The organism is Serratia sp. G204Y (genome assembly GCF_051172435.1).
Taxonomy (GTDB): domain Bacteria; phylum Pseudomonadota; class Gammaproteobacteria; order Enterobacterales; family Enterobacteriaceae; genus Serratia; species Serratia sarumanii.
Map to the genome: position 1 here is coordinate 82,803 of NZ_JBPIZA010000005.1, position 22,682 is coordinate 105,484.

At 60.4% G+C, this 22,682-nt stretch carries 23 protein-coding genes; 12 read left to right on the top strand and 11 right to left on the bottom strand.

Translation table 11 applies throughout. The features are described from left to right. The 5 genes from lptA to ACSBQQ_RS20050 are packed head-to-tail and all read right to left on the bottom strand — an operon-like array spanning position 1 to position 3,636. A complete protein-coding gene (gene lptA, locus ACSBQQ_RS20030; RefSeq protein ID WP_004937045.1) occupies positions 1-540 on the bottom strand; it encodes a lipopolysaccharide ABC transporter substrate-binding protein LptA in 540 nt (179 codons plus the stop codon). After that, positions 509-1,087 carry an LPS export ABC transporter periplasmic protein LptC gene (gene lptC / locus ACSBQQ_RS20035; protein WP_033636134.1) on the bottom strand — a complete coding sequence of 193 codons (579 nt, stop codon included), beginning with the start codon at positions 1,085-1,087 and terminating at the stop codon, positions 509-511. Before lptC ends, lptA begins: the two co-directional genes overlap by 32 nt. Beyond that, positions 1,084-1,638, bottom strand: a complete 555-nt coding sequence (gene kdsC / locus ACSBQQ_RS20040; RefSeq protein WP_021505108.1) for a 3-deoxy-manno-octulosonate-8-phosphatase KdsC — start codon at positions 1,636-1,638, stop codon at positions 1,084-1,086. The genes lptC and kdsC overlap by 4 nt, the downstream gene beginning before the upstream one ends. Positions 1,639-1,655: 17 nt before the next feature. Next, positions 1,656-2,642, bottom strand: coding sequence for an arabinose-5-phosphate isomerase KdsD (kdsD, locus tag ACSBQQ_RS20045; RefSeq protein ID WP_033648998.1), 987 nt, complete (start codon positions 2,640-2,642; stop codon positions 1,656-1,658). 16 nt (positions 2,643-2,658) lie between these two features. Further along, positions 2,659-3,636, bottom strand: a complete 978-nt coding sequence (locus ACSBQQ_RS20050) for a calcium/sodium antiporter (RefSeq protein ID WP_025160120.1) — start codon at positions 3,634-3,636, stop codon at positions 2,659-2,661. Positions 3,637-3,939: 303 nt separating this feature from the next. Here ACSBQQ_RS20050 and mlaF point away from each other — a divergent pair, with 303 nt between their 5' ends. The 7 genes from mlaF (at position 3,940) to murA (ending at position 8,751) form a co-directional block, all read left to right on the top strand. Beyond that, positions 3,940-4,755 carry a phospholipid ABC transporter ATP-binding protein MlaF gene (gene mlaF, locus ACSBQQ_RS20055; protein ID WP_028127533.1) on the top strand — a complete coding sequence of 272 codons (816 nt, stop codon included), beginning with the start codon at positions 3,940-3,942 and terminating at the stop codon, positions 4,753-4,755. A gap of 4 nt (positions 4,756-4,759) precedes the next feature. After that, positions 4,760-5,542, top strand: a complete 783-nt coding sequence (gene mlaE, locus ACSBQQ_RS20060) for a lipid asymmetry maintenance ABC transporter permease subunit MlaE (protein ID WP_004937059.1) — start codon at positions 4,760-4,762, stop codon at positions 5,540-5,542. Positions 5,543-5,546: 4 nt separating this feature from the next. Then, entirely contained in the window at positions 5,547-6,095 is a 549-nt protein-coding gene (gene mlaD / locus ACSBQQ_RS20065; protein ID WP_033636129.1) for an outer membrane lipid asymmetry maintenance protein MlaD, read from the top strand. A 14-nt stretch (positions 6,096-6,109) separates the two neighbouring features. Further along, on the top strand, positions 6,110-6,739 hold the full coding sequence (gene mlaC / locus ACSBQQ_RS20070) for a phospholipid-binding protein MlaC (protein WP_033636128.1): 630 nt from the start codon (positions 6,110-6,112) through the stop codon (positions 6,737-6,739). Next, entirely contained in the window at positions 6,739-7,041 is a 303-nt protein-coding gene (gene mlaB, locus ACSBQQ_RS20075; RefSeq protein WP_016930202.1) for a lipid asymmetry maintenance protein MlaB, read from the top strand. Before mlaC ends, mlaB begins: the two co-directional genes overlap by 1 nt. Positions 7,042-7,181: 140 nt before the next feature. Then, positions 7,182-7,436, top strand: coding sequence for a BolA family iron metabolism protein IbaG (gene ibaG, locus ACSBQQ_RS20080; protein ID WP_004937066.1), 255 nt, complete (start codon positions 7,182-7,184; stop codon positions 7,434-7,436). A 55-nt stretch (positions 7,437-7,491) separates the two neighbouring features. Further along, a complete protein-coding gene (gene murA, locus ACSBQQ_RS20085) occupies positions 7,492-8,751 on the top strand; it encodes a UDP-N-acetylglucosamine 1-carboxyvinyltransferase (RefSeq protein WP_004937068.1) in 1,260 nt (419 codons plus the stop codon). Between the two features lie 71 nt (positions 8,752-8,822). Here murA and degS read toward each other — a convergent pair whose 3' ends face one another. The 3 genes from degS to zapG form a co-directional block, all read right to left on the bottom strand. Next, entirely contained in the window at positions 8,823-9,881 is a 1,059-nt protein-coding gene (gene degS, locus ACSBQQ_RS20090; protein ID WP_033636127.1) for an outer membrane-stress sensor serine endopeptidase DegS, read from the bottom strand. Positions 9,882-9,969: 88 nt separating this feature from the next. After that, a complete protein-coding gene (gene degQ / locus ACSBQQ_RS20095; RefSeq protein WP_033636125.1) occupies positions 9,970-11,340 on the bottom strand; it encodes a serine endoprotease DegQ in 1,371 nt (456 codons plus the stop codon). 180 nt (positions 11,341-11,520) lie between these two features. Further along, positions 11,521-11,922, bottom strand: coding sequence for a Z-ring associated protein ZapG (gene zapG / locus ACSBQQ_RS20100; protein WP_004937074.1), 402 nt, complete (start codon positions 11,920-11,922; stop codon positions 11,521-11,523). A gap of 231 nt (positions 11,923-12,153) precedes the next feature. Between zapG and zapE the strand changes: the two genes are divergently transcribed. From zapE to sspB, 5 genes are all read left to right on the top strand, one after another. Further along, entirely contained in the window at positions 12,154-13,281 is a 1,128-nt protein-coding gene (gene zapE / locus ACSBQQ_RS20105) for a cell division protein ZapE (RefSeq protein ID WP_060428853.1), read from the top strand. Positions 13,282-13,545: 264 nt separating this feature from the next. Continuing rightward, a complete protein-coding gene (gene rplM / locus ACSBQQ_RS20110; RefSeq protein WP_004937079.1) occupies positions 13,546-13,974 on the top strand; it encodes a 50S ribosomal protein L13 in 429 nt (142 codons plus the stop codon). A 15-nt stretch (positions 13,975-13,989) separates the two neighbouring features. After that, on the top strand, positions 13,990-14,382 hold the full coding sequence (gene rpsI / locus ACSBQQ_RS20115; protein ID WP_004937080.1) for a 30S ribosomal protein S9: 393 nt from the start codon (positions 13,990-13,992) through the stop codon (positions 14,380-14,382). Between the two features lie 325 nt (positions 14,383-14,707). Then, on the top strand, positions 14,708-15,349 hold the full coding sequence (gene sspA / locus ACSBQQ_RS20120) for a stringent starvation protein SspA (protein ID WP_025304366.1): 642 nt from the start codon (positions 14,708-14,710) through the stop codon (positions 15,347-15,349). A 5-nt stretch (positions 15,350-15,354) separates the two neighbouring features. Next, entirely contained in the window at positions 15,355-15,855 is a 501-nt protein-coding gene (sspB, locus tag ACSBQQ_RS20125; RefSeq protein ID WP_004937084.1) for a ClpXP protease specificity-enhancing factor, read from the top strand. Between the two features lie 63 nt (positions 15,856-15,918). On the opposite strand, the gene ACSBQQ_RS20130 is transcribed toward sspB, so the two are convergent. The 3 genes from ACSBQQ_RS20130 to gltB form a co-directional block, all read right to left on the bottom strand. Beyond that, positions 15,919-16,398: a hypothetical protein gene (locus tag ACSBQQ_RS20130; RefSeq protein ID WP_033649000.1), complete on the bottom strand. Its 480-nt coding sequence runs from the start codon at positions 16,396-16,398 to the stop codon at positions 15,919-15,921. A 165-nt stretch (positions 16,399-16,563) separates the two neighbouring features. Next, positions 16,564-17,982: a glutamate synthase small subunit gene (locus tag ACSBQQ_RS20135; RefSeq protein WP_033649001.1), complete on the bottom strand. Its 1,419-nt coding sequence runs from the start codon at positions 17,980-17,982 to the stop codon at positions 16,564-16,566. A 14-nt stretch (positions 17,983-17,996) separates the two neighbouring features. Continuing rightward, positions 17,997-22,457, bottom strand: coding sequence for a glutamate synthase large subunit (gene gltB, locus ACSBQQ_RS20140; protein WP_060428855.1), 4,461 nt, complete (start codon positions 22,455-22,457; stop codon positions 17,997-17,999). Between the last annotated feature and the right edge of the window lie 225 nt (positions 22,458-22,682).

Here is a 22,682-nt window from a genome sequence, read left to right on the forward strand (position 1 = left end):
TTAGTTACTCTTTTTCTGCTCGTTTTTGTCTTGCAACTGCGACGGTACCAGAACCGTTGTCACGCGTTTGCCTTTGTCGCTAAACGCCTGCATTTGCTGCTGTTGCACCAGATAGGTGATGCGATCGCCTTTCACGTTGCTGTCGAGCTGCTCCAGATAGGCGTTGCCCGTCAGGGTCACCAGCTGGGTCGCCACGTCGTAACGCACTTTCTGCGCGTGGCCTTTGACCGGCTTGCCGCTGTCCTGCATCTGGTAGAAGGTTACCGGGTTGCCGAACGCTTCAATATAGGTCTTATTCTGATCTCCGCCCGGGCGGGTGACCACCACCTTGTCGGCGCGAATATCGATGGTGCCTTGCTTGATCACCACGTTGTCGGTGAAGGTGCTGACGTTGCTCTGCATGTCCAACGACTGCTTGAGCGAGTCGATGCTGACCGGCTGGCTGGAGTCGGATTTCAGCGCCAGAGCGGGGGCGCTGGCGGCCAAAACTAAGCTGCCGAGCAACAGGTTACGGAGTTGGTTTTTGGTTCTGAATTTCATAGTTGGTCTTAACCTTATCAATCAGCTCAGCGGTTTTGGTCCGCAGGTTCCCACGCATTTTCATGCCGTTAGAGGTAAAATTGGTCCCGTAAATCGTGACTTCGTCATCGGAGGTGACGTCCTGGGTGACCAGGTTTACCTGAGCGTTGTCCGTCTTAATTTTTTCCAGCTGCGAGGTGGTGGTCAGGCTGTTTACCTCGACGTGACCATACAGATACAGCATCCGGTCTTTAGTCAGTTTGGCGCGATCGGCGCGAACTGACCAGGTGGCCACCGCATTCTCATCGAACAGCGTCATCACCGGCTGGGTGAACCAGCTCAGCTCGCCGGCGGTGTAATACTTCGCGTCTTCCGCCACCAGTTTGTAATTCAGCTTGCCGGCCGGGTTGTACACCACGGTGACCGTGTGCTGGCTCTGGTAGGTCGGATCCTTATCGTTGACCGGGCCAGGGGCCGTGTCGTCGCTAAAATCCGTCATGTTCCAGCCGATCAGCGCCAGAACGATCACCGTCAACAGGATGGTGATCCACAGTTTGGTTTTACTCATATCGACAGCCCTTTGGCGTCCTCCAGCTTATTTTGAGCCAAAAGAATGATGTCGCACAGTTCGCGCACCGCGCCGCGGCCGCCGGCAATGCGGGTGACGTAGTGGGCGCGCGGCGTCAGCAGCGGGTGGGCGTCCGCCACCGCGACCGCCAGGCCGACCTGCGCCATTACCGGCCAGTCGATCAGGTCATCGCCGATATAGGCGACCTGATCCGCCGTTAACGACAGTTTATCCAACAGTTCGCGGAAGGCCAAAAGCTTATCGGATTGCCCCTGATACAGATGGGTGATACCGAGCGTCTGCGCGCGGTCTTCCAGCAGCTTGGCGGAGCGACCGGTGATGATCGCCACCTCGATGTCCGAGGTTTTCAAGCAGCGGATGCCGTAGCCGTCGCGCACGTTGAACGCTTTCAATTCTTCACCGTTGTTGCCCATGAAGATCAGGCCGTCCGACAGCACGCCGTCAACGTCGCAAATCAACAGGCGGATGTTCCCGGCACGCGCCATAACCTCTTGTTCTACCGGCCCGTAGCAGGTTTCTACCATACCCATTCCGTTCTATTCCTTAATTAAACGACGCCGGCGCGCAGCATGTCATGCATATGTACCACACCCAGCAACTGGTCGCCATCGGCAACCAGCAGCGCGGTGATGTGGCGTTGTTGCATCAGGTTCAATGCATCGACCGCCAGGATGTTGGGGCGCACCCGTACGCCGCCCGGCGTCATGACATCGGCGATCTTCGCCTCGTGCAGGTTGATGCCCATGTCGAATACCCGGCGCAGGTCGCCGTCGGTGAAGATGCCGGCGATTTTCATCAAATCGTCGCAGACAACCGTCAGGCCCAGATTTTTGCGGGTAATTTCCAGCAGCGCGTCGCGCAACGAGGCGTCGGCACTGACGTGGGGCATTTCGTCGCCGCTGTGCATGATATCGCTAACCCGCAGCAGCAGTTTGCGGCCGAGTGCGCCGCCCGGATGCGACAGCGCGAAATCTTCCTGCGTGAAACCGCGCGCTTTCAGCAGCGCGACGGCCAGCGCATCGCCCATCACCAGCGTGGCGGTGGTGCTGGTGGTCGGCGCCAGCCCCAGCGGGCAGGCTTCCTGCGGCACCTTGATGCACAGGTGGATATCCGCCGCCTTGCCCATCGAGCTTTCCGGATTGTTGGTCATACAGATGAGGGTGATCTGCTGGCGTTTCAATACCGGGATCAGCGCCAGGATCTCGCTGGACTCGCCGGAGTTGGAGATGGCGAGCACGATGTCCTGTGGGGTGACCATGCCCAAATCGCCATGGCTGGCCTCCGCCGGGTGAACGAAGAATGAGGGGGTGCCGGTGCTGGCGAAGGTCGCGGCGATCTTGCAGCCGATATGGCCGGATTTGCCCATGCCCATCACCACCACTTTGCCGCCGCAGGCGGCGATCGTTTCGCAGGCGCGGGTGAAGTCTGCGTTGATGTAGCTGTCGAGCTGAGCCAGCCCTTCACGCTCTATCTGAAGCACTTCTTTGCCGGCCTGCTGAAAATCGAAGCCCGGTTGCAACTCAATGTTCGACATACTCATTCCCGTCGGTTTAGCCGAAAGTACTGAAAGGGTTAAAGAACAGCACCGCAAGATACGCAATAAAGCCACATAATAACAGAGCGCCCGCCAGGTGACCGATGCGATGCTTGCGGCCGATGCACAGTACGCTCAGCAGCACGCTGGCCGCCAGCATCACCCAGTAATCGCGCTGGAAGGCGGCGGCGTCTACGCTGCCCGGCGACAGCAGGGCGGGGACGCCCAGCACGATCACCGTGTTGAAAATATTGGAGCCGATGATATTTCCAATCGCCATATCATCCTCGCCCTTCAGCGCCCCGGCGATGGAGGTAGCCAATTCGGGCAGGCTGGTGCCGATGGCAATAATGGTCAAGCCGACCACCAGTTCGCTCAGGCCGAAATAGTGCGCAATCACCGTCGCGTTATCGACCACCATTCTGGAAGAGAGCGGCAGAATGATAAACGCCAGCACCAGCCACAGCACCGCCACGGTGTTGCTGCTGTCCTGCGGCAGCTCGGCGATCTGCTCCATGGTCAGGCTGTCGCTGCCTTCGCGCTGCGCCAGCCGGGCGATTTTCAGCATCAGCAGGATGAAGCCGGCGGCGGCGGCCAGCAGCAGCACGCCGTCCAGCCTGCTCAGGGTGCCGTCCATCAACACAAAACCGCACAATACTGTGACCGCTAACATCAACGGCAGTTCGCGCCGCAGTATCTCGGAACGCGCGGCCAGCGGGTGAATCAGCGCCGCCACACCCAGGATCAATAAGATGTTGGTGATGTTGGAACCTAATACGTTGCCAACGGCCATATCTATCTGCCCGTTCAGCGCGGCGGTGGTGGACACGATCAGCTCCGGCAGTGAAGTGCCGATGCCGACGATGGTCATGCCGATGATCAACGGCGGGACGCCGAGCGAGCGGGAAATCACGGCAGCACCATAAACTAAGCGGTCTGCACCATACACCAGTAGAAATAAACCAACGATTAATAATGCTATCGCGAGAAACATGCAGGGTCCTTTGTCGGGTATTATCCCGGTTCGTTGGTTAAAGCCGTCAATGCGGCGGTATTGCTTGCCCTCCGTTGCGCGCGCATGAGCCGCAGCAACGGTTTTTCCCGGCTAATAGTTGAACAGTTTCGTTTTTTTTCGTTATGGCGCCAATTTTGACCGGGTGGCGCGGAAAAGTAAAACCAATGGCACCATTGGTTGCGAAATGGCAGTAAGTTTTTGTAAAGATGAGACGGATTGCGCCCATTGCTTTAACATCACGGGTAGATTCAGCAAAAGATGAGTCGTAAAGGGTCCATTAACATGCTCCAAAAGGCAGATAATTTGGTCGAAGTGCGCGACATGAGCTTCTCGCGCGGCGACCGACGGATATTTGAAGACATCAACCTGACGGTGCCTCGCGGTAAGGTCACGGCGATCATGGGGCCATCGGGCATCGGCAAAACCACGCTGCTGCGCCTGATAGGCGGCCAGCTGGCGCCGGACAGCGGGGAGATTTGGTTCGACGGCGACAACATTCCCGCGTTGTCCCGCCGTCAGTTATACGACGCGCGCAAAAAGATGAGCATGCTGTTCCAGTCGGGCGCGCTGTTCACCGATTTGACCGTGTTCGAAAACGTGGCCTACCCGCTGCGCGAGCACAGCAACCTGCCTGAACCCCTTCTGCGCAGCACGGTGCTGATGAAGCTGGAAGCGGTGGGGCTGCGCGGCGCGGCCCAGCTGATGCCCAATGAGCTTTCCGGCGGCATGGCGCGCCGGGCGGCGTTGGCGCGCGCGATCGCGCTGGACCCTGAGATGATCATGTTCGACGAACCTTTCGTCGGCCAGGATCCGATCACCATGGGGGTGCTGGTCAAGCTGATCGATGAGCTGAACCATGCGCTGGGCATTACCTGCATCGTGGTGTCGCACGACGTGCCGGAGGTGCTCAGCATCGCCGACTACGCCTATATCGTGGCCGATCACCGGGTGATCGCCGAAGGCACCACGCAGCAATTGCAGAACAATCCTGATGCGCGCGTGCGCCAGTTTCTGGATGGTATAGCGGATGGGCCGGTGCCGTTCCGCTATCCGGCCGGGGATTATCAGACCGAACTGCTAGGCTTAGGGAGTAAATAAGCTCATGTTATTAAGAGCGTTAGCGTCGTTGGGGCGCAGTGGCATCAACACCAGCGCCAGCTTCGGCCGCGCCGGGTTGATGCTGTTCAACGCGTTGATTGGCCGGCCGGAACCCGGCAAGCAGTGGCCGCTGTTGTTGAAACAGCTCTACAGCGTCGGCGTGCAGTCGCTGTTGATCATCATGGTCTCCGGGCTGTTCATCGGCATGGTGCTGGGCCTGCAGGGCTATATCGTGCTCACCACCTACAGCGCCGAGGCCAGCCTCGGCATGATGGTAGCGCTGTCGCTGCTGCGCGAGCTGGGGCCGGTGGTGACGGCGCTGCTGTTCGCCGGCCGCGCCGGTTCCGCGCTGACGGCGGAAATCGGCCTGATGAAGGCGACGGAGCAGATCTCCAGCCTGGAGATGATGGCGGTCGATCCGCTGCGGCGCATCGTGGCGCCGCGCTTCTGGGCGGGGCTGATCAGCATGCCGCTGTTGACCATCATTTTCGTGGCGATCGGCATCTGGGGCGGCTCGGTGGTCGGCGTGGACTGGAAGGGCATCGACAGCGGCTTCTTCTGGTCGGCGATGCAGGGCGCCGTAGAGTGGAAAAAAGATCTGCTCAACTGCCTGATCAAAAGCGTGGTATTCGCCATTACCGTAACCTGGATTGCCATTTTCAACGGGTACGACGCCGTGCCTACCTCTGAAGGGATTAGCCGGGCGACGACGCGTACCGTGGTGCATTCGTCACTGGCGGTGTTGGGATTGGATTTCGTGCTGACAGCACTGATGTTTGGGAATTGATTCGATGCAAACGAAGAAGAGTGAAATCTGGGTTGGGGCATTTATGCTGATCGCGCTGTGCGCCATCGTGTTTATCTGCCTGCAGGTGGCGAACCTTAAATCGATCGGCAGCGAGCCGACCTACCGCATTTACGCGACGTTCGACAACATCGGCGGCCTTAAACCGCGTTCGCCGGTGAAGATTGGCGGCGTGGTGATCGGCCGCGTGGCGGACATCGAACTCGATTCGAAAACCTACACGCCGCGCGTGGCGCTGGATATCCAGAAAAAGTACGACCAAATCCCGGATACCAGCTCGCTGGCGATCCGCACCTCCGGCCTGCTGGGCGAGCAATATCTGGCGCTTAACGTGGGCTTCGAAGATCCTGATATGGGCACCGCCATCCTGAAAGACGGCGGCACCATTCAGGACACCAAATCAGCCATGGTTCTGGAAGACCTGATCGGCCAGTTCCTGTATAAAAGCGGCGGTCAGGACAGCGCCAAACCGGGAGACGCGGCCGCTGAGCCGGCTGCCGGTGCCGCACCGCAACCCGCTGTTCCAAATCATTAAGAGGGGATACCTGCATGTTTAAACGTTTACTGATGGTGGCTCTGCTGGTGGTTGCACCGCTGGCGAGCGCAGCCGACCAAACCAATCCTTACAGCATGATGCAAGAAGCGGCGCAGAAGACCTTCAGCCGTTTGAAGAATGAACAGCCGAAGATCAAGCAGGACCCGAACTACCTGCGCTCCATCGTGCATCAGGAACTGATGCCGTTCGTGCAGGTGAAATACGCCGGCGCGCTGGTGCTGGGCCGTTACTATAAAGAGGCGACGCCTGCACAGCGCGAAGCTTACTTCACCGCCTTCCAGGCTTACCTGGAGCAGGCTTACGGCCAGGCGCTGGCGATGTATCACGGCCAGACTTACCAGATCGCGCCTGAACAGCCGCTGGGCAATGCCGACATCGTGGCCATTCGCGTCACCATCATCGACAACGGCGGCCGCCCGCCGGTGCGTCTGGATTTCCAATGGCGCAAGAACAGCAAAACCGGCTACTGGCAGGCCTATGACATGATCGCCGAAGGCGTCAGCATGATCACCACCAAGCAGAACGAGTGGGCGTCCACGCTGCGTACTCAGGGCATCGACGGCCTGACCAAACAGCTGCAGGCCGCCGCCGCGCAGCCTATCACGCTGGACAAGAAAAACTGATGTCGGCAGCGCTCAGCTTCGAATCAGAGCAGCAGACGCTGATCCTGCGCGGTGAACTGGACCGGGAAACGCTGCAGCCGCTGTGGCGGCAGCGCGACGCGCTGATGGCGGATAAAACCGCGATCGACGTGGCGCAACTGCAGCGCGTAGACTCCGCCGGGCTGGCACTGTTGCTGCATCTGCAGGAAGAGCAGCGCGAGCGCGGCGTCGCGCTGAAAATTTTCGGCGCCACCGAGCGCCTGAAAACGCTGATTGCGCTCTACAACCTGCAGGCGATAATGCCTGTCGATACCGCCGGTTAGCGGCGTTTTACGCCGCCCTTGCGTGGTAAAACGATACAAAGCCCCTGTTATGCAGGGGCTTTTTCTTTAGTTTAAGAAAACATCGTATTCCACTAAGATACTAGGCTGTTTATGATCCTTTAGCGGCAGAACTGGATACTATGGAAACCAACGAGATTAAAGACGTGCTGATGCAGGCATTGGCACTGGATGAAGTACATGTGACGGGCGACGGCAGCCATTTTCAGGCGATCGTGGTCGGCGAATTGTTCGCCGGCATGAGCCGCGTCAAAAAACAGCAGACGGTTTACGCACCGCTGATGGAATACATTGCGGACAACCGCATTCATGCCTTGTCTATCAAGGCGTACACCCCTGAAGAGTGGCAGCGAGACCGCAAACTCAACGGATTTTAAGGCTGTTTGCCCTGCCGGGCGGGCAGCTTCAGATTAGATAACAGAGAGTAGTCAGATGGATAAATTTCGTGTGCAGGGTCGGACCCGCCTGAGCGGTGAAGTGTCTATTTCCGGGGCCAAAAACGCCGCCCTGCCGATCCTGTTCGCCGCCCTGTTGGCGGAAGAGCCGGTCGAGCTGCAGAATGTCCCCAAGCTGAAGGACATCGACACCACCATTAAACTACTCAATCAGTTGGGTACCAAGATTGAGCGCAACGGTTCGGTCTTCGTGGACGCCAGCGGCGTGAACGAGTTCTGCGCCCCTTACGATCTGGTGAAAACCATGCGTGCTTCCATCTGGGCGCTGGGGCCGCTGGTGGCGCGTTTCGGCCGCGGTCAGGTTTCCCTGCCGGGCGGCTGTGCGATCGGCGCGCGTCCGGTCGATCTGCACATCACCGGCCTCGAGCAGCTGGGTGCCGAGATCAAGCTGGAAGAAGGCTACGTCAAGGCGTCCGTCGAGGGCCGCCTGAAGGGCGCACACATCGTCATGGACAAGGTGAGCGTGGGCGCGACCGTGACCATCATGAGCGCCGCGACCCTGGCGACCGGCACCACCGTTATCGAGAACGCCGCGCGTGAGCCGGAAATTGTCGATACCGCCAACTTCCTCAATACGCTGGGCGCGAAGATCAGCGGCGCCGGCAGCGACAAGATCACCATCGAGGGCGTCGAGCGTCTGGGCGGCGGCGTGTACCGAGTGCTGCCTGACCGCATCGAGACCGGCACCTTCCTGATCGCCGCCGCGGTTTCCGGCGGCAAAGTGATGTGCCGCAACACTCGTCCGGACACGCTGGACGCGGTGCTGGCCAAGCTGCGCGAAGCCGGTGCCGATATCGAAGTGGGCGAGGACTGGATCAGCCTGGACATGCACGGCAAACGCCCGAAAGCGGTCACCGTGCGCACCGCGCCGCACCCGGGCTTCCCGACCGACATGCAGGCCCAGTTCAGTCTGCTGAACCTGGTGGCGGAAGGCACCGGCGTCATCACCGAGACCATCTTCGAAAACCGCTTCATGCACGTGCCGGAACTGATCCGCATGGGCGCGCACGCGGAAATCGAGAGCAACACCGTGATCTGCCACGGCGTTGAGCAGCTGTCCGGCGCTCAGGTGATGGCGACCGATCTGCGCGCTTCCGCCAGCCTGGTGATCGCCGGCTGCATCGCCGACGGCGTGACCGTCGTCGATCGCATCTACCACATCGATCGCGGCTATGAGCGTATTGAAGACAAGCTGCGCGCGCTGGGTGCGAACATCGAGCGCGTGAAAGGCGAGTAAGTCATTAGCGCCGGCGCGGCTGCGTCGGCAGGATGAAAATCAAAGGGCCGGCTATCAATGCCGGCCCTTTTTTAATTGTTGTCTTCCGGGAATTCGCCCACCGTCATTTTCAACGTAATGCGTTTGCCGTCGCGCAGCACGATAACCGGTATCTCGGTGCCCGGCCTGATCTCCGCCACCTGATCCATGGTCTCCAGCACGGACACCGCCGGTTTGTTATCCACGTTGATGATGATGTCGTTGATCTGGAAACCGGCGCTGCTCGCCGGGCCGTTCGGCGTGATTTCGGTCACGATGATGCCCTGCAGGCGATCGATGCCGGAATTGGAGGAACGCAGCGGAATGATCTCCTTACCCTGAATGCCGAAATAGCCGCGGATAACGCGGCCGTCGCGGATCAGCTTGTCCATGATTTTGGTGGCCAGTTCGATCGGAATGGCGAAGCCGAGGCCCTCCGGCGTTTCGCCGTCGGTGATTTTGTCATAGGTCAGGGTATTGATGCCGATCAGCTCGCCCAGCGAATTGACCAGCGCGCCGCCGGAGTTGCCGCGGTTGATTGAGGCATCGGTCTGCAGGAATGTCTGCCGGCCGGTGGTGCTCATACTGATGCGCCCGGTGGCGCTGAGGATGCCCTGAGTCACGGTCTGCCCCAGGTTGTACGGGTTGCCGATTGCCAGCACCACGTCGCCGACGTGGGCAACGCGATTTTTATTGGTCGGGATCACCGGCAGGTTGCCGGGATCGATCTTCAGCACCGCCAAATCGGTCAGGCCGTCGGAGCCGACCAGCAGCGCTTCGTAGCGGCGGCCATCCTGCAACACCACGGTGATCTGCTGAGCGTCTTTGATCACGTGGCGGTTGGTGATGATATAGCCGCGTTCGTTCATGATCACGCCGGAACCGAGCGACAGCACGTTGGCGGCGCCGTTCAGGTTGCGGTTGTAGATGTTCACCACGGCGGGCGCGGCGCGGCGCACCGCTTTGTTGTAGCTCACCGGCGTTTCGTCGCTGGTATTCTCGGTTTTCTCTGCAAACAGGCCGTTGGAAGAGCGCAGCACGGGCAGAGCGGCCAACAGCAGGCCGGCAACGATGAGACCGATAACGACAGAACGCAAGAGCTTAGCAAACATGGAGTTTTCGTGGTGTGGTGAACGATGTTCGGAGGATAGCATGAGTTAACCGGGCGCAGTATGTCACCGAGCCCGGTTTTTGCACAAATTAACGCAGCAGCAGATAAATGGTTTCGTTACCGCGCACGATATTGAGCGCCATCACCGGCGGTTTGGCTTCCAACACCTTGCGCAGCGCGGTGATGCTGTCCACGCGCTGGCGGTTGACGCCGATGATCACGTCGCCTTTTTGCAGGCCGATTTGCGCCGCCGTCGAGCCTTTATCCACGTTCTCCACCTTCACGCCCTTGTCGCCGCTCGGCAGCGCGCCGTTGCTGAGGGAAACCCCCTGCAGCGCCGGCGACAGCGTTTCGGCATTGGTCGAGGCGCTCTCGCTGTTGTCCAGCGTGACCGAGACTTCCTGCGGTTTGCCGTCGCGCAGCAGGCCCACCTTGAGGGTTTTGCCCGGCGCGGTGGTGCCGACCTTGGCGCGCAGTTCGGCGAAGCTGTTCACCGGCTTGCCGTCGACGGAAACCAGAATATCCCCGGCTTTGATGCCGGCCTTGGCGGCGGCGGATTTCGGCAGCACTTCGCTGACGAAGGCGCCGCGCTGCGCGTCGGTGTTGAAGGCTTTGGCCATGTCCGGGGTCATTTCACTGCCCTTGATGCCGAGCAGGCCGCGTTTCACTTCGCCGAATTCGATCAGCTGCTGGCTCAGGTTCTGCGCCATATTGCTCGGAATGGCGAAGCCGATGCCGACGTTGCCGCCGCTCGGCGCCAGAATGGCGGTATTGATGCCGATTAGCTCGCCGTTCAGGTTAACCAACGCGCCGCCGGAGTTGCCGCGGTTGATCGAGGCGTCGGTCTGAATGAAGTTTTCCAGCCCTTCCAGATTCAGGCCGGTGCGGCCCAAGGCCGAGATGATGCCGGAGGTGGCGGTTTGGCCCAGGCCAAACGGGTTGCCGACCGCCACGGCGAAGTCGCCGACGCGCAGCTGATCGGAATCGGCCATCTTGATGGCGGTCAGGTTTTTGGTGTCGCTGAGCTGCAGCAGGGCGATGTCGGATTGCTCATCACGGCCGACCAGTTTGGCGTCCAGTTCACGGCCGTCGTTCAACTGCACGCGGATTTTATCGGCGTTGTTGATGACGTGGTTGTTGGTCAGCACGTAGCCTTTGGCAGCGTCGATGATGACGCCGGAGCCCAGCCCTTCAAACGGGCGAGAGCTCTGCTGCTGACCGGGGAAATTGGGGCCGAAGAAGCGTCTGAACTCTTCCGGCAGCTGTTGACGCTGCACCTGGGTGCCGGCGACATGCACGCTCACGACGGCGGGCAAGACTTTTTCCAGCATCGGCGCCAGGCTCGGCAGCGGCTGCCCCTGAACGGCGACGGGCAGGGCCGCGTTGGCCACCGGTGCGGCGCTGAGCGCCAGGCCGAGGCTCATTGCCAATGCACTAAGAATTAACGACTTTTTCTTCATTGATGATAACTCTCTCAATACCTGCCGATGAAAATTTGATGATAAGGCAATCACCTTGTCATAGTGAAGGGTAAGACCGTGAATTTGCGTGCAAAGTTCAGTAAAGGTAATGCGAAGGAAGGTCAATAAGGCACAAACGGGGTTAAACCCGCGGGTGGCCCCGCGGGTGAAGAAGGGGTATCAGTCGCGGCGCGCGCTTTGGCCGCGCAGCAGGCCGGAGGCCCCTTCAGAATAGTCGCGCGGCATTTCCACCGGCGCCTGATCGTTGTCCGCTTCCGCTTCGGTCAGGCGATAGCGGAACGGGTTCTCCTGCATCGGCAGATCCGGCAGCAGGTTGTTGGAGCTTTTCGCCATGTGCTGATACAGCTGACGATAATCGCGCGCCATGTTGTCCAGCAGCTCGGCGCTGCGGGCAAAGTGGCCGACCAGCTCCTGACGGTACTCTTCCAGCTCGGTTTTGCTCTTGTCCAGCTCGTTCTGCAGGACTTGTTGTTGACGTAATTTACGGTTGCCAAAACGCATCGCCACCGCACCAATCACGATACCGACGACCAAACCAATCAGCGCATACTCCCAGGTCATGATGACTCCTATTTTGACTTCGTTGTTCCGCAGGGATTTTTCACTTAATAATATCCACTATAACCGTTAACCTTGTCAGAGTGGAATCCTGATGCGCTTCCACCCAGTGTTTACAGGGTTTTCAGCGGCGCCCGCAGCGGGCATTTGTGGCGATAACGGTGCGAATCGGCATCAACTTGCCGCCAACGTTGGCTAAATAATTTCTAAGCGTTCTTAGGGAACATCGAACAGATGCAGGCACTATCACCGTTATCTCGCTACCAGCAGGCGCTGGAGGCGGGGGAATATCAGGCCGATGAGGTTCAACGCCGGGCCGTCACTCAACTGGATCGCATTTATCAGGCCTTGCTGCAAAAACCGGCGGCGAGCGCGCCGGCCGGCGGGCTGCGCGGCAAGCTCAGCCGTTTGCTGGGCAAAGGCGGCGAAACGGCGCCGCAGCGCCCGGTGCAGGGGCTGTATATGTGGGGTGGCGTCGGGCGCGGCAAAACCTGGTTGATGGACATGTTCTTCCACAGCCTGCCGGGCGATCGCAAAATGCGTCTGCACTTCCACCGCTTCATGCTGCGGGTGCATGAAGAGCTGACCGAACTGCAAGGGCGGGAAAACCCACTGGACATCGTCGCCGACGGCTTCAAGGCCGAAACCGACGTATTGTGCTTCGACGAATTCTTCGTGTCTGACATCACCGACGCCATGTTGCTGGCCACGCTGCTGCAGGCGCTGTTCGCCCGCGGCATCACGCTGGTGGCCACGTCGAACATCCCGCCGGACGATCTGTATCGCAATGGCCTGCAGCGGGCGCGTTTCCTGCCGGCTATCGATCTGATCAACGAGTTCTGCGACGTGATGAACGTCGACGCCGGCATCGACTATCGTCTGCGCACCCTGACCCAGGCTCACCTCTATCTGATGCCGCTGAACGACCAGACGCGCGCGACCCTGGATCGGATGTTCGTCAAACTGGCGGGCAAGGCGGGGGAGGAGGCGCCGGTGCTGCAGATCAACCATCGGCCTCTGCAGGCCATTCGTTCGGTGGACGGCGTGCTGGCGGTGGATTTCCACACGCTGTGCGAAGAGGCGCGCAGCCAGCTGGATTACATTGCGCTGTCGCGGCTGTATCACAGCGTGATCCTGTATAATGTGCAGGTGATGGGGCCGCTGAAAGAGAATACCGCGCGCCGTTTCCTGGCGCTGGTGGACGAATTCTACGAGCGGCACGTCAAGCTGGTGATCGGCGCCGAGGCGTCGATGTTCGAGATCTACCAGGGGGAACGGCTTAAGTTCGAGTACCAGCGCTGCCTGTCGCGCCTGCAGGAAATGCAGAGCGAAGAGTACCTCAAGCTGCCGCATCTGCCCTGAGTCCGCCGGGCCTATCGCCGGTTGCCTGCCGCCGGCGATAAATTTATTTTCCATTCAAAAACCGTTCGATCTTTGTGAGCGACTTCTCTATAATCTTGCGACCCCACGTTACAACAAAGTTTTTTTTCCCAAAAACTTTATAGTGCCGGCAATGGCTATTCGAAGGGGTAGGTTTGCTGGACTTGTATGGTCGTGTGAGCCTCAACTGTTTTCGAGCGTTTGGGTGTTCACCAACGTGTAACTAATTATTGGGTAAGCTTTCTAATGAAAACTTTTACAGCTAAACCAGAAACCGTAAAACGCGACTGGTACGTTGTTGATGCAGATGGTAAAACTTTAGGCCGTCTCGCTACTGAACTGGCTCGTCGCCTGCGCGGCAAGCATAAAGCGGAATACACCCCGCACGTGGATACCGGTGATTACATCATCGTTCTGAACGCTGACAAAGTTGCTGTAACCGGCAACAAGCGTACAGACAAAGTGTACTACCACCACACCGGCCACATCGGTGGTATCAAGCAAGCGACCTTTGAAGAGATGATTGCCCGCCGTCCTGAGCGCGTGATTGAAATCGCGGTTAAAGGCATGCTGCCAAAGGGCCCGCTGGGTCGTGCTATGTTCCGTAAACTGAAAGTTTACGCGGGCACCGAGCACAATCACGCGGCACAGCAACCGCAAGTTCTGGACATTTAATCGGGATTAATGGCAATGGCTGAAAATCAATACTACGGCACTGGTCGCCGCAAAAGCTCCGCCGCTCGCGTCTTCATCAAGCCGGGCAACGGTAACATCGTTATCAACCAGCGCAGCCTGGAACAGTACTTCGGTCGCGAAACTGCCCGCATGGTAGTTCGTCAGCCGCTGGAACTGGTCGACATGGTTGGCAAACTGGATCTGTACATCACCGTTAAAGGTGGTGGTATCTCCGGTCAAGCTGGCGCTATCCGTCACGGTATCACCCGTGCACTGATGGAATACGATGAGACTCTGCGTTCTGAACTGCGTAAAGCTGGCTTCGTCACCCGTGACGCTCGTCAGGTTGAACGTAAGAAAGTCGGTCTGCGTAAAGCACGTCGTCGTCCGCAGTTCTCCAAGCGTTAATTTTCGCTGCTTCGGCAGTGCGATTTACGCAAAAAACCCGGTGCTTCACCGGGTTTTTTTATGCCTGAAATCCGCCATCCCCGACTAAAATCTGTGGCATATCAGACAATTCAACATGAATTCGCCGCACCGCCCCCACAAGACAAGCAAAATCTGGTAAACTATCACCCACTTTTGTGCCTGTTCGCCGTGCAGTTGACCCCCTGAGCCGGTTTTTCATGGGCTCGGGTCGCGCTGCGTGCTGCCGGCCTGCGGCAAGATTATTCAGGATAGCAGCCTGTCAGTTGGCTATTCGCAGTATTTTCTAGATAACTTGGAGGTTTTCATGGCTGTCGCTGCCAACAAACGTTCGGTAATGACGCTGTTCTCTGGCCCGACCGACATTTTTAGCCATCAAGTACGCATCGTACTGGCGGAGAAAGGTGTCAGCGTCGAGATCGAGCAGGTCGAAATGGATAACCTGCCGCAAGATCTGATTGACCTCAACCCTTACCAGACGGTGCCTACGCTGGTCGATCGCGAACTGACCCTGTATGAATCCCGCATCATCATGGAATACCTGGATGAGCGTTTCCCGCACCCGCCGCTGATGCCGGTTTACCCGGTTGCCCGTGGCGAGAGCCGTCTGATGATGCTGCGCATCGAGAAGAACTGGTACTCGCTGATGGACAAGATCGAGAAGAGCAGCGGCCAGGAAGCGGAATCCGCCCGTCGCCAACTGCGCGAAGAGCTGCTGGCGATCGCGCCGATCTTCGGTCAGACGCCGTATTTCATGAGCGAAGAGTTCAGCCTGGTGGATTGCTACCTGGCGCCGCTGTTGTGGCGTCTGCCGCAGCTGGGCATCGAATTGAGCGGTGCCGGCTCCAAAGAGCTGAAAGGCTACATGACCCGCGTCTTCGAACGCGACGCCTTCCTGGCTTCCCTGACCGAAGCCGAGCGTGAAATGCGCCTGCAGACCCGGGGCTAAGCGCGATGGACATGTCTCAGATGACGCCGCGTCGCCCGTATCTGCTGCGGGCGTTCTACGACTGGCTGCTGGATAACCAGCTGACGCCGCACCTGGTGGTCGACGTGACTCGCCCGGACGTGCAGGTGCCGATGGAGTTCGCGCGTGACGGCCAGATCGTGCTGAATATCGCGCCGCGGGCGGTAGGCAACCTGGCGTTGGGTAACGAAGACGTGCAGTTCAACGCGCGCTTCGGCGGCGTGCCGCGTCAGGTTTCGGTGCCGATGGCCGCCGTGTTGGCGATCTATGCGCGTGAAAACGGTGCCGGCACGATGTTCGAACCGGAAGCCGCCTACGACGAGAGCGAAGGCGTGTTCGAAGGCCTGGACAATGAGACGATCCCTTCGGAAACGCTGATGTCCGTGATCGACGGCGATCGCCCGGACACCGCGGAAGACAACGGCCCGGACGACGAACCGCCGCAGCCGCCGCGCGGTGGCCGCCCGGCGCTGCGCGTGGTGAAATAAGCCCGCGCGAACAAACGAAAAAGCACCCTATGGGGTGCTTTTTTTTTGCCCGGCAGAAATGAATCAGCCTTTCAAGGCGGCAATGCAGGCATCGCGCGGCGCGCTGAGATCGCCTACGCGCACGGTGGACAAGGCGCGGGTTGCGCGCTGGCGGAAACTGGTGACGGCGGTGTCGCCTTGCACTTCCGGCGGCGCGGTGCAAATGTCATTGAGCGGCAGATCGTTGCCTTTGTTGAGCGCCTGCAACACCGCCGCCGGATTGTAGATCAGGGCGGCGGAGAGGGCCGATTTGATGCCGGCGGTAAAGCCGGCATTGCCGCCGCCGGCCAGCTTGGGCGCCAGGGCAATCCAATTGTCGTCCCCCAGCCGGATGCTGTTTTCCACGGCGTTGAACTGCCCGGCCTTGCCTAACTGAGCCACGACCGGCCGCGCGCCGCGCGCTTCGATATTGTAACCAACCTCCTGCGAATCCAGCGCCATGGCTGAAGCGCTGAAACTGACGGCCAGCAGCGCGCCGGCCAACAGGGAAATGGAGCATTTCATGTTCGCTATCCTTATCTCGGTGTCAGGCGCAGCCGCGCCCCGCAATGGTGCCAACTCAATACTATAGCGCGTTGAGACGGTGAGGAGAGGGGGAGGGGTGACAAAGCGTGGCAGGCTAAAAACGGAGGCCCGGCAATATGCCGGGCCTCCGATGGTACGGAAGGTTTACACTTCCAGGTAGTTCATGATGCCATCTGCCGCTTTGCGGCCTTCGGCAATCGCTGTCACCACCAGGTCGGAGCCGCGCACCGCGTCGCCGCCGGCGAAAATTTTCGGGTTGCTGGTCTGGAACGCGTTGTCGCTGCCCTCCGGCGCCAGGATGCGGCCCTGTTTATCGAGCTGCACGTCGTGCGCCGCCAGCCAGTCCATGCGGTGCGGGCGGAAGCCGAACGCCATCACCACCGCGTCCGCGTCGATCACGTGTTCGGAACCCGGTACCTGCTCCGCCGCCTGACGGCCGTTGGCATCCGGCGCGCCCAGCTGGGTACGCACCATTTTCACCCCGGCCACGCGGCCGGCGCTGTTCAGTTCGATGCTCAGCGGCTGCAGGTTGAACTGGAAGTCCACCCCTTCTTCCCGGGCGTTCTTCACTTCGCGCTTGGAGCCAGGCATGTTGGCTTCGTCGCGGCGGTAGGCGCAGATGACCTGCGTCGCGCCCTGGCGCACCGAGGTGCGCACGCAGTCCATGGCGGTATCGCCGCCGCCCAGCACCACCACCCGCTTGCCTTCCATGCTGACGTAAGGCTCGTGCTGATCGGCTTCATACCCCATCAGCTGCTTGGTGTTGGCGATCAGGAACGGCAGCGCGTCGTACACGCCCTGCGCTTCCTCGTTCTCCAGGCCGCCGCGCATCGACTGATAGGTGCCGACGCCGAGGAATACCGCATCGTACTCGCTCAGCAAGGTCTCCATGCTGACGTCTTTGCCCACTTCGGTGTTCAGCTGGAACTCGATGCCCATCTCGCTGAAAATGCCGCGGCGTTTGACCATCACTTCCTTTTCCAGCTTGAAGGCCGGGATACCGAAGGTCAGCAGGCCGCCGATCTCAGGATGACGGTCATACACCACCGCCTTGACGCCGTTGCGGGTCAGCACGTCGGCGCAGGCCAGCCCGGCGGGGCCAGCGCCGACGATCGCCACGCGCTTGCCGGTCGGCTGCACGTGTGACATGTCCGGCTTCCAGCCCATTTCGATGGCCTTATCGCTGATGTAGCGCTCGATATTACCGATGGTGACCGCGCCGAACTCGTCGTTCAGGGTGCAGGAGCCTTCGCACAGGCGATCCTGCGGGCACACGCGGCCGCACACTTCCGGCAGGCTGTTGGTCTGATGCGCCAGGTCCGCCGCTTCCATGATGCGGCCTTCGTTGGCCAGCTTCAGCCAGTTCGGGATGTAGTTGTGCACCGGGCACTTCCACTCGCAATACGGGTTGCCGCAGGACAGACAGCGGTCAGCCTGGGCCTTGGCCTGGGTTTCCGAAAACGGTTCGTAGATCTCGACGAACTCGATTTTGCGGATCTTCAGCGGTTTCTTTGGCGGATCAACACGCTGCAGGTCGATAAATTGATAAACGTTCTGGCTCATTAATGACCTACCTCTTACTGCGCCTGCACCCGCAGCTCGGCTGCGGAACGGCTACGGTGACCCAACAGCGCTTTGACATCGCTGGACTTCGGTTTGACCAGGGCGAACTTCGGCGCCCATTCCGGCCAGTTGGCCAGGATCTCTTCCGCGCGGGAAGAGCCGGTCGCCTGCACGTGTTCGGTGATCAGGCCGCGCAGGTGCTCCTCATGGATCGCCAACTGATCGACATCCAGCACTTCCACCAGCTCCGGGTTCACGCGCTTGCGGAACTCGCCGTCTTCGTCCAGCACGTAGGCGAAGCCGCCGGTCATGCCGGCGCCGAAGTTGATGCCGGTTTTACCCAGCACGCAGACGATGCCGCCGGTCATGTATTCGCAGCCGTTGTCGCCGATGCCTTCCACCACGGTGATGGCGCCGGAGTTGCGCACCGCGAAGCGTTCGCCCGCGCGGCCGGCGGCGAACAGTTTGCCGCCGGTGGCGCCGTACAGGCAGGTGTTGCCGACGATGCTGGCTTCATGGCTGCGGAAGGCGGAGCCGATCGGCGGACGCACCGCGATGCTGCCGCCGGCCATGCCTTTGCCGACATAGTCGTTGGCGTCGCCGGTCAGGGTCAGCTCGACGCCGCCGGCGTTCCAGACGCCGAAGCTCTGCCCGGCGGTGCCGGAGAAGTGCGCCTTGATCGGATCGGCCGCCATGCCCTGATCGCCGTGCACGTCGGCGATTGCGCCGGACAGCATGGCGCCCACGGAGCGGTCGGTGTTGCGAATGTCGAAGTAGAAGGTTTTACCCTGCTTCGCTTCGATATGCGGCTGCGCCTGCGCCAGCAGCTCTTTGTTCAGCAGGCCCTTGTCGAACGCCGGGTTGCTGCTTTCGGTGCAGTACACCGCTTTGCCCGGATGCGGCGTGGCGGTTTTCAGCAGCGGCGACAGATCCAGCTTGTTCTGCTTGGCGGAGATGCCGTCCAGCTCGGTCAGGAACTCGGTGCGGCCGATCAGATCCACCAGCTGGCTCACGCCCAGCTGTGCCATGATCTCGCGGGTTTCACGCGCGATAAACTGGAAGTAATTCGTCACGCGTTCCGGCAGGCCGTGGTAGTGATCGCGGCGCAGCTTGTCGTCCTGAGTCGCGACGCCGGTCGCGCAGTTGTTGAGGTGGCAGATGCGCAGGTATTTGCAGCCCAGCGCCACCATCGGCCCGGTGCCGAAGCCGAAGCTTTCCGCGCCCAGGATCGCCGCCTTGACGATGTCGACGCCGGTTTTCAGGCCGCCGTCCACCTGCAGGCGGATCTTGTGGCGCAGGCCGTTGGCCACCAGCGCCTGCTGGGTTTCCACCAGGCCCAGCTCCCACGGACAGCCGGCGTATTTCACCGAGGACAGCGGGCTGGCGCCGGTGCCGCCGTCGTAACCGGCGATGGTGATGAGATCGGCATAGGCTTTCGCCACGCCGGTGGCGATGGTGCCGACGCCCGGCTCGGACACCAGTTTCACCGAGATCACCGCCTTCGGGTTGACCTGCTTCAGGTCGAAGATCAGCTGCGCCAGATCTTCGATCGAGTAGATGTCGTGGTGCGGCGGCGGGGAGATCAGCGTTACGCCCGGCACCGAGTAACGCAGTCTGGCGATGTACGGAGTCACCTTGTCGCCCGGCAGCTGGCCGCCTTCGCCCGGCTTGGCGCCCTGCGCCACCTTAATCTGGATCACGTCGGCGTTCACCAGGTAGGCCGGCGTCACGCCGAAGCGGCCGGAGGCCACCTGTTTGATGCGCGACAACTTGTTGGTGCGGTAGCGCGCCGGATCTTCGCCGCCTTCGCCGGAGTTGGAGAAGCCGCCGAGGCCGTTCATGGCGATCGCCAGCGACTCGTGCGCTTCCGGGCTCAGTGCGCCGATCGACATCGCCGCGGTGTCGAAGCGTTTGAACAGCGACTCCGCCGGTTCAACCTGATCGACCGGGATCGGTTCGCCTTTCGGCGTGATGGCCAGCAGATCGCGCAGCATGGCGACCGGCCGCTCGTTCACCAGCTTGGCGTAGGCCTGATAGTCGCTATATTCCCCGCTGTGCACCGCTTTTTGCAGCGAGTTCACCACGTCCGGGTTGTAGGCGTGGTATTCGCCGCCGTGCACGAATTTCAGCAGACCGCCTTGCTCCAGCGGTTTGCGTTTCAGCCAGGCGCGCTTGGAAAGGTTCTGCAGATCCTGCTGGAAGTCGCTGAAGCTGGCGCCGCCGATGCGGCTGACCACGCCCTGGAAGCACAGATCCGCCAGATCGCGATGCAGGCCGACCGCTTCGAACAGCTTGGAGCAGCGGTAAGAGGCGATGGTCGAGATGCCCATTTTGGACATGATCTTGTACAGGCCTTTATTGATGCCGTTGCGGTAGTTCAGCATCACGTCGCGGTATTTCTTGTCGATCGCCTGGCTGTCCACCAGCTTGGCCAGGGTTTCATAGGCCAGGTACGGGTAGATGGCGGTCGCGCCGAAGCCGAGCAGCACGGCGAAGTGGTGCGGATCGCGGGCGCTGGCGGTTTCAACGATCAGGTTGGCGTCGCAGCGCAGGCTTTTCTCCACCAGGCGGGTTTGCACGGCGCCAACGGCCATCGGGGCCGGGACCGGCAGGCGGCCGGGCGCGATGGCGCGGTCGGACAGCACCAACAGCACCGCGCCTTCGCGCACCTTGCGTTCCGCTTCGTCGCACAGGGCGCGAATGGTCTGCTCCAGATCCTGTTGCTGCGGATCGAAGGTCAGATCGAGCGTCTCGGCGCGATAGTATTCGCCTTCCAGCGTGGTGAGCTGTTTGAAATCGGAGTACAGCAGGATCGGCGATTTGAAGCTCAGGCGGTGCGCCTGGCCTTCGGCTTCGCAGAACACGTTCATTTCACGGCCGATGCTGGTGGCCAGCGACATGACGTGCGCTTCGCGCAGCGGATCGATCGGCGGGTTGGTGACCTGCGCGAACTGCTGGCGGAAATAGTCGTAAACGATGCGCGGCCGGCTGGAGAGCACGGCGAACGGGGTATCGTCGCCCATCGAACCGGTGGCTTCCTGGCCGATCTCGCCCAGCACGCGGATCACCTGATCCAGCTCTTCGCTGCTGTAGCCGAACTGTTTCTGGTAGGTTTCGAGCTGCGCGTCGTCGAGTTCGCGGCTGCCGACCTGATCGTCCGGCAGATCTTCGAACGGCACCAGACGTTTGACGTTTTTCTCCATCCACTCTTTATACGGGTGGCGGCTTTTCAGATCGTTGTCGGTTTCCGCCGAGTGCAGGATGCGGCCGCTGCGGGTGTCGATCACCATCAGCTCGCCGGGGCCGACGCGGCCTTTTTCCACCACTTCATCCGGCTGGTAATCCCAGATGCCGACTTCGGAGGCGCAGGTGATCAGCTTGTCTTTGGTGATCACATAGCGCGCCGGGCGCAGGCCGTTGCGATCGAGGTTACAGGCGGCGTAGCGGCCGTCGGACATCACGATGCCGGCCGGGCCGTCCCACGGCTCCATGTGCATCGAGTTGAAGTCGAAGAAGGCGCGCAGATCGCCGTCCATGTCCGGGTTGTTCTGCCAGGCCGGCGGCACCAGCAGGCGCATGGCGCGGATGAGATCCATCCCGCCCGCCAGCAGCAGCTCCAGCATGTTGTCCAGCGAGCTGGAGTCGGAGCCGGTTTCGTTGACGAACGGCGCGGCGGCCTGCAGATCCGGGATCAGCGGCGTTTGGAATTTGTAGGTACGGGCACGCGCCCATTGGCGGTTGCCGGTGATGGTGTTGATTTCGCCGTTGTGCGCCAGGTAGCGGAACGGCTGCGCCAGCGGCCAGCGCGGCACAGTGTTGGTGGAGAAGCGCTGGTGGAACAGGCAAATGGCCGATTCCAGGCGCAGGTCCGCCAGATCGAGATAGAAGCGCGGCAGATCCGCAGGCATGCACAGGCCTTTATAGATCGTCACCAGATTGGAGAAGCTGCAGACGTAGAAGCTGTTGTCCTGCACGCGTTTCTCGATGCGGCGGCGCGCCACGAACAGGCGGCGCTCCATATCGCGCGGGCGCCAGCCGGCCGGGGCGTTAACGAAGATTTGCTCGATGCGCGGCAGGGAGGAGAGGGCGATTTCACCCAGCACGTCCGGGTTGGTCGGCACTTCGCGCCAGCCGACGATCGACAGCGTTTCATTTTGCAGCTCTTCTTCCACGATGCGGCGGCTGAGGCGCGCTTCCTCTTCATTCTGGCTGAGGAACATCATGCCGACGGCGTAGTTCTTGGCCAAACGCCAGCCGCGCTCTTCCGCCACCATGCGGAAGAAGCGATCGGGTTTTTGCAGCAATAGGCCGCAGCCGTCGCCGGTCTTGCCGTCGGCCAGGATCGCGCCGCGGTGCTGCATGCGGGCCAGCGCGTGAATGGCGGTGCGCACCACCTTGTGGCTAGGTTCGCCTTCTATGTGGGCGATCAGGCCGAAACCACAGTTGTCCCTCTCTTGGGATTTATCGTACAACATATCGTGAACCTCCCCAGGCTCTGCGTGACTCTCACAACCTACTGCGAGGGGGCTTCCCAATTTCAGGCAGAAGTCCAATCAGCAAGTTAACCCCGCCAATCTGCTTTTCCGCCCTCCATCAATGGCCTCTCGTGACGGTCTCACAAGTGGTATAGGACTTGTTTTAAGAGGGAGTCTTCAATTACTGCATAAATATGACGAGACGTTTGCCCGTCCAGAAAGCTT